Here is a 7,330-nt window from a genome sequence, read left to right on the forward strand (position 1 = left end):
TATAAGCGGACAAATTCATCGGTCAGTACCTCCATCGACACACCATCCGAAACGATATGGTGCATATCGAGCATGAGCAGTTGCTGGGGTTCTTGCTCTGCTCCTTGTGCGCCCAGATCCACCAAGCCTACCCGCAGTAGCGGCGCAGCTTTCAGATCGAACGGACGGACAAACTGTCGTACCCGTTCTTGTGCTTCCTGGCTGACCGTCGTGTCCGTAGCTGTAGCTGTGTCCTGATCTGTATCCGTAGTCGCATGCTCTGCCTGTACCTTCGTATATTCCACTTCAAACGGCACGGTGTCCTCAATCCATTGCATCGGCTCATTGTCCACCAGCTCAAAGCAGGTACGCAAGGTTGCATGGCGATCGATCAGTTGACGGAACACGTCTTCTACTCGTTTCACGTCCAGCGGACCGCTCACTTGCAGCACCGACGGCATGTTGTAATTCACATCATTCGGGTCGAACTGATGCAGCACATACAGTCGTTTTTGCGCCGAAGATAACGGGTAGAAATTGCGTTCTTCCGTTACCGGAATAGACGCATAGGTTACTTGATCCAGCTGTTCCAGTACGACTGCCAGTTGTTCAATCGTTGGTGCTTCAAAAATACTGCGCAGTGGAAGCGGCTTGTTCAGCTCCTTGTGAATCTTCGAGGCCAGTGTCGTCGCCCGTAGTGAGTGTCCGCCAATCTCGAAGAAGTTTTCCTTCACACCGACCTGCGTGAGGCCCAGCACATCCTGCCAAATGTGCGCTAACTTCACTTCCACCCACGTCCGCGGTGCGACATAATCGGCTCCGCTTTGCAGGCTGCCTTCCGGTGCTGGCAGGGCTTTGCGGTCAATTTTGCCATTTGGACTCAGCGACATTTGTTCCAGCTGTACAAAGTACGACGGCACCATGTAGCTTGGCAGCTCCCGGCCCAGCTCACTTCTCAGCTCGCTGGCTCCGAGCTCTTGCCCCGCGACATAGTAGGCCACCATTTGTTTTTGGCCCGTCTCATCCGCACGGGCCAGCACCACGGCTTCGCGTACCGATTCCACTTGGAGCAGCTGCGATTCGACCTCGCCCAGCTCAATCCGGTACCCGCGGATTTTGACTTGATGGTCGATCCGGCCCAAATATTCGATGTTGCCGTCCGGCATCCATCTCGCCAAATCACCTGTGCGGTACATCCGCTCATAGCCTGCTTCCCCGCCGGCAAACGGATCGGCTACGAATTTCTCGGCCGTCAGCTCCGGACGGTTCAGATAGCCCCGTGCTACGCCGACACCGCCGATGCACAGTTCTCCTGCAACCCCGATCGGCTGCAATTGCTCCGTGCCTTCCTTCACGATGTACAGACGAATGTTCTGAATCGGTTTCCCGATCGGAATAACTCCATATTTCTCATCCGGCTCGCAATCGAAGTACGATACGTCCACCGTCGCTTCGGTCGGGCCGTAGAGATTGACCAGCTTCGCTCCGGCCAAGCTCGACACAAGCCGCTGGAACCGGGCCACATGCTGTGGCGGCAACGCTTCTCCACTGGCAAATACATGGCGCAGCGTGCCCAGCTTCGTTTGCATCACTTCCCGTGGCTGCTGCTCCACGTACTCCAGGAACGCATGCAGCATGGCGGGAACAAAGTGCATCGTGCTCACGCCATCGCGGGCAATCGTGTCGACGATGTCTTCCGGGTTCTTTTCCCCGCCCACGGGCAGCAAGCTCACCTTTGAGCCGACCAGCGACCACCAGAACAGCTCCCACACCGATACGTCAAAGGTGAAAGCGGTCTTTTGCAGGATCGTATCTTCTGCACTCAAGCCGTACCGATCATGCATCCACAAAATCCGGTTCAGCACGGAATGGTGCTCCACCATCACGCCCTTCGGTTTCCCCGTGGAGCCAGAGGTATAGATGACATAGGCTACATGGTGTGGTCCAGCCAGTGGCTCCAGATTCGAGCCATCTTCGTGGTAAATGCCTTGTCCATCCTGCTCATGACGATCCAGCACCAGCACCTGGCCGTCGAAACTCAGCGTTGCTTGCTCCGCCAAATGCGATTGCGTCAGCACCAGCTTCGCACCCGAATCCTCCAGCATAAAGCGGATGCGGTCCGCCGGATATTCTGGATCGATGGGCACGTAGGCTCCGCCTGCTTTGAGGATCGCATAAATGCCTACGATCATGTCCAGCGAACGGTGAACCAAAATGCCTACCGGCTGATCTGGTTCAACACCTTCCGCACGCAGCGTCCGAGCCAAACGGTTCGCGCGCTCATTCAACTCCGCGTAGGTCAACGATTCCGATCCGCACAACACTGCCACCTGGTCCGGTGTATCCGCGGCCTGCTGCTCAAACAATGCGCTTAGCGTTTGATCCTGCGGATAGACTGCCGCCGTATCCCCCCAGACCTGAACGATCTGTGTTTGTTCTTCTGGTGTTACCAATTCCAGCTCATTCACACGGATATGTGGATTGTCGATAATTTGCTCAATGACATACAGTATATGTCCTTGTATACGCTCTATCGTAGCTCGATCGTATACATTGGCGTTATATCTGAACATGATGCGGAAGGTTTCATCGGGCATCACAATCAAGTCCAGATCATAATTCGTTTGCTCAACAACCTCTACATTCGTAATTTCAAAAGCGGACGGACGAACTTCACCCAACTGCTCAACTTGCTCCTCTACCGGATAATTCTCAAATACCATAATGTGGTTAATCAGATGCTGCTTCTGCTCGGTCAATGCCTGAATCTCATATAGCGGGAAGCTGTCATAGGCTCCCGAGGCCAGTGCCTGTTCCTGCGTTTTCCGCATCACTTCCACAAAAGTGGCATTCCGTTCACTTTGAATCCGCACCGGGATCGTATTAATGAACAAACCAATCATATGCTCTACGCCAGCAATATCCGTCGGACGTCCAGATACGACACTACCAAAAATAACATCCTCGTTGTTGTTATATTTCTGCAAAATAAGGCCCCACACGCTCTGCATCAGCGTATTAATCGTGACCTGCTGCTGCTTTGCAATCCGGTGTATGGCTTCGCTCCACGTTGGGTCCAGATCTACCGTTATTTTTTCAGAAACATATTCGCTGGTTTCACTTGCTGTAGTGGATACCGTATTAGTCGCTTGGTCTTTCGATGAAGCATCCGATCCAGGTAACAACGTCTGCTGTTCAAAGCCCGCCAAATAGCTGCTCCAGTACTCTTTTGCCGCACGTTCATCCTGCCGCTCTAGCCATTCGATATATTGGCCATACGGTGTAATCGCTGCAAGCTCCGGTTGCTTCTGCTCCAGCAGCGCAAAGTACGTACCAAACACTTCACCTGTAACGAGCGATAAGCACCAGCCATCCATGACAATATGATGGAAGCTCCATACCAAATGATACGTTTCTTCATGGGTCTGCAATACCTGTACGCGCATGAGGGCATCCGTACCAAGATTAAAGCCTCTAGCCTGGTCCTCTTGCTTAAACGCCTGGATATACGCCTGTTGCTCCGCTTCCTGCATTTCCCGTATATCCTGGAAAGAAAGGTCGCTATCTTTGTGACGGAATACGATCTGCAATGGCTCCTGACTGTGTCCTGTCTCAAACATATGGAAATTCGTTCGCAGCGCTTCATGACGCTGTGTCAGTACATCCAGACTCTTGCGGAAAATTTCAACATCAAAGCTGCCTTTTTGATCAAACGACGCTTGCTGGAAGTAGGCGCCTGACTCCGGCTCCATCAGATTATGGAACAACATCCCCTTCTGCATAGGCGAAAGAGCATACACATTTTCCAGCTCGCCCACAGAAGCTGTTTGCTCTGTCAATTGTTCCAGCTGACCAAGCGTCAAGCCTTTGAACAATACATCACTTGGTGTTAGCTCACTCCGCTCTTTGGAGGCACAATGAGCGATCACTTCCTGCAAGCTTTCCTGCAGCAACTGCGCAAATTTTTCTACATTTTGCTGATGATATACCTTACTGTCATAGCGAATGTCCAGTGTCAGCGCGCCCGCTGTAATCATTCCGTTCACATTCAGCGGATGCTCCAGAACGGTATGGTCACTCATCGGCTCTCCGCCTGGATGTGAGGACAGCGTGATATCCCCGTTTTCCAAGTCCTGATCAAATTGTCCCAAATAGTTAAAGCTAATTTCAGGCTGCAGGGTCCAGGAAGGATGGGCATCATGCTGAGACATATATTTCAAAATGCCGTAGCCAATGCCCTTATGCGGCACATGACGCAGATCTTCCTTCACCCGCTTGATTCGCTGCCCGACTGCTGCCTTTCCGTCCACACCCAGCAGCACCGGATACTGGCTTGTAAACCAGCCCACGGTACGGGTGATGTCGATATCTGGAACAATGGCTTCCCGGCCATGTCCCTCCAGATTGACCAGCACACGCTCCTGACCGCTCCAGTTATATACCGCTGTGCCGAGTGCGGTTAACAGCAGATCATTGACCTCGGTGTGGTACGCACGGTGTGCTTCCTGCAGCAGCAGTCGTGTTTCCTGTTCACTCCAAGCTACGCTCACCGTTGCAGTGTCTCTGATTAGAGAATGTTGTCCCTCCGCTCTCTCTTGATCCTTAGGCAACGATGCGAATTCCATTTGAGCGAGATGCTGCCAATATTCGCGTTCATTTTCGATGGTCGGACTATTCGCATATTGTGATAAGCGCTCTGCCCAAGCGGAGAAAGCGTCCGTTTTATAAGGCAGGCGAATCGCTTCTCCCCGCACGGCCTGCTCATACCCCGTGGCAAAATCCTCAAACACAATTCGCCACGAAATCCCGTCTATGACCAAATGGTGAATGGCAATCAGTAAATGATCTCCATCCATGCGGCGGAAAAGTCCCAGCTTCACCAGCGGTCCTTCGTCCAGACGAATGGAACTTTGGATGGCATTGGCTTTCGTTTCAATCGCCATCACCACATCTGCCGCGTCTTCGACGCCCATCAGATCTACAACATCCAGACTGTACAGCTGGCCTTCGTTCAGACCGCGATTCCACGCTTCATAGCCCTGTTCGGTCTGACGGAAGACCATACGCAAAGCATCATGATGCTCCGTTACCTTGGCCACCGTTTGATGCAATGCAGCTTCATCGAAGCCTTGTGCTCTATACAGCATCACCGACTGGTTGAAATAATGCGGCTCTGCTGAGGATTGTCCAAAGAACCATTGTTGAATCGGAGTCAGCTTGACGCTTCCCGAAACCACACGCTGATCGGCTGTACGGCTGACCTTGTGAACATGACCGCTCAGCAGCGAGATGGAAGGATATTGGAACAAATCCTTCATGTCCAGCTTGTAGCCCGCTTGCAGCAAACGAGAGGATACCTGGATCGCTTTGATCGAATCGCCGCCCAGATCAAAGAAATTATCCAGAATTCCGACTCTCTTCGCTCCTAATACAGCCTGCCAAATGGACACTAACGTCTGCTCCAGCGCTGTGCGCGGCTCTACATAATCCGCTCCGCTTTGCAGACTGCCTTCTGGTGCCGGCAGGGCCTTGCGGTCGATTTTACCGTTCGGTGTCAGTGGCATCTGCTCCAGCTGGATGAAATACGAAGGCACCATGTAGTTTGGTAGCTCCTCACCCAGTAAGCTGCGCAGCTCACCAGCGCTTACTTCCCGTTCAGCAACATAGTACGCCACCAGTTGGTTTTGTCCCTGCTCGTCCGTCTGGGCCAGTACGATGACCTCTTGTACGTCTTCCACTTTCAAAATTTGTGCCTCGACCTCACCCAGCTCGATCCGGTAGCCCCGGATTTTCACCTGATGGTCGATCCGGCCCAAGTATTCGATGTTGCCGTCTGGCATCCATCTCGCCAAGTCACCCGTACGGTACATTCGTTCATAGCCGGCTTCGCCAGCCGCAAACGGGTTCGGTACAAATTTCTCAGCCGTCAGCTCTGGGCGATCTAGATAACCCCGAGCCAGACCTGGACCAGACACGCACAGTTCACCCGCGACGCCTACCGGAGCCAAATGTCCATGCACATCCAGCATATATACCCGATGATTCGGCACAGGGCGTCCGATGGAAATCAGTTGTCCGGCTCTCTCATCCTCGGATACGGGCCAGATCGACGTCGCCACCGAGTTTTCGGTTGGACCGTAGCCGTTGTAGTACGCCACCTGATCTTTCCACTTGTATACCAGCTCGGTTGAAGATGCTGAACCCGCCGTAAACAGAATACGCAGGTTTGGCATCCGTTCTGGCTCCAGATACACCGCATAGGTCGGCGGCAAAGCTGCTACCGTGATGTGGTGATCCGCCATATATTGCTCAAACCGCTCGTAGTTCAAAATCGTCTCTGTCGTTGGCACATACAACGTGGCTCCGCAGAACAGCGCCTGGAAGATTTCCCAGCAAGCCGCATCAAACGAATAGCTGGCGAACAGCAACGCATGATCCGACGTACGGATCTTGAGCGTCTGATCAAAATACGTTTTCAAATTGCACAGCCCGTGATGCTCCAGCATCACGCCCTTCGGCTGCCCCGTTGTACCTGATGTATAAATCACATAGGCTAGATCGTTCGGACCGGACCACGGCTCCAAATTGGAATCATCCTCGTGGTACACCGTTTGCTCCCCATCCAGCACCAGCACATGACCGTCGATAGCGGCTTTGTCTACCAGATGGTTTTGCGTTAACAACAGCTTCGCACCCGAGTCGTCCAGCATGTAGCGGATACGCTCCTCTGGATACGTCGGATCAATAGGGACATATGCACCCCCGGCCTTCAAAATCCCGAAGATACCTACGATCATGTCCACCGAACGCTCGGTCATCAGACCCACCAGACGATCCTTCGTCACGCCTTGACTACGCAAGGTACGAGCCAAACGATTGGCGCGTGCATTCAGCTCACGATAGGTCAACTGCTCTCCTTCGAAGAACAGTGCTGTCTGCTCCGGCGTCTGCGCGGTTTGCGCCTCGAACAAGCCATGGATCGTTTGCTCGCTTGGATACTCGGTCGCCGTATCTCCCCATACGCTGAGAATTTGCTCACGCTCCTGCGTGTTTACCATATCGAGCTCATGCACCCGAATGTCTGGTTTCGCTGTCACCTGTTCCAGCAGCTGCACCAGATGACCTCGAATTTGCTCTACACTTTCCCGTTCAAAGGCCAAGGCATTATACCCAAAGCTCATATGAATGGTGTTCCCCGGCAATACCACCAGGTTAAAGTCATAGTTGGTCTGCTCGACAGACTCGGCTCCGGTGATACTGAAGCTGGACTCATTACCGTTGCCTAATTGCTCCAATTGTTCCTCTACCGGATAGTTCTCAAAAATAAGAATATGATTGATCAAATCCTGCT

At 52.8% G+C, this 7,330-nt stretch carries 1 protein-coding gene; it reads right to left on the bottom strand.

The annotated features are described in order from the left end of the window. A partial coding sequence (locus NLX74_RS25300) for an amino acid adenylation domain-containing protein (protein ID WP_483311666.1) occupies positions 1–7,330 on the bottom strand: 7,330 nt, incomplete at both ends.

The sequence above is a fragment of the Paenibacillus sp. MZ03-122A genome, from assembly GCF_024213325.1.
GTDB classification, from domain to species: Bacteria; Bacillota; Bacilli; order Paenibacillales; family Paenibacillaceae; genus Paenibacillus; species Paenibacillus polymyxa_B.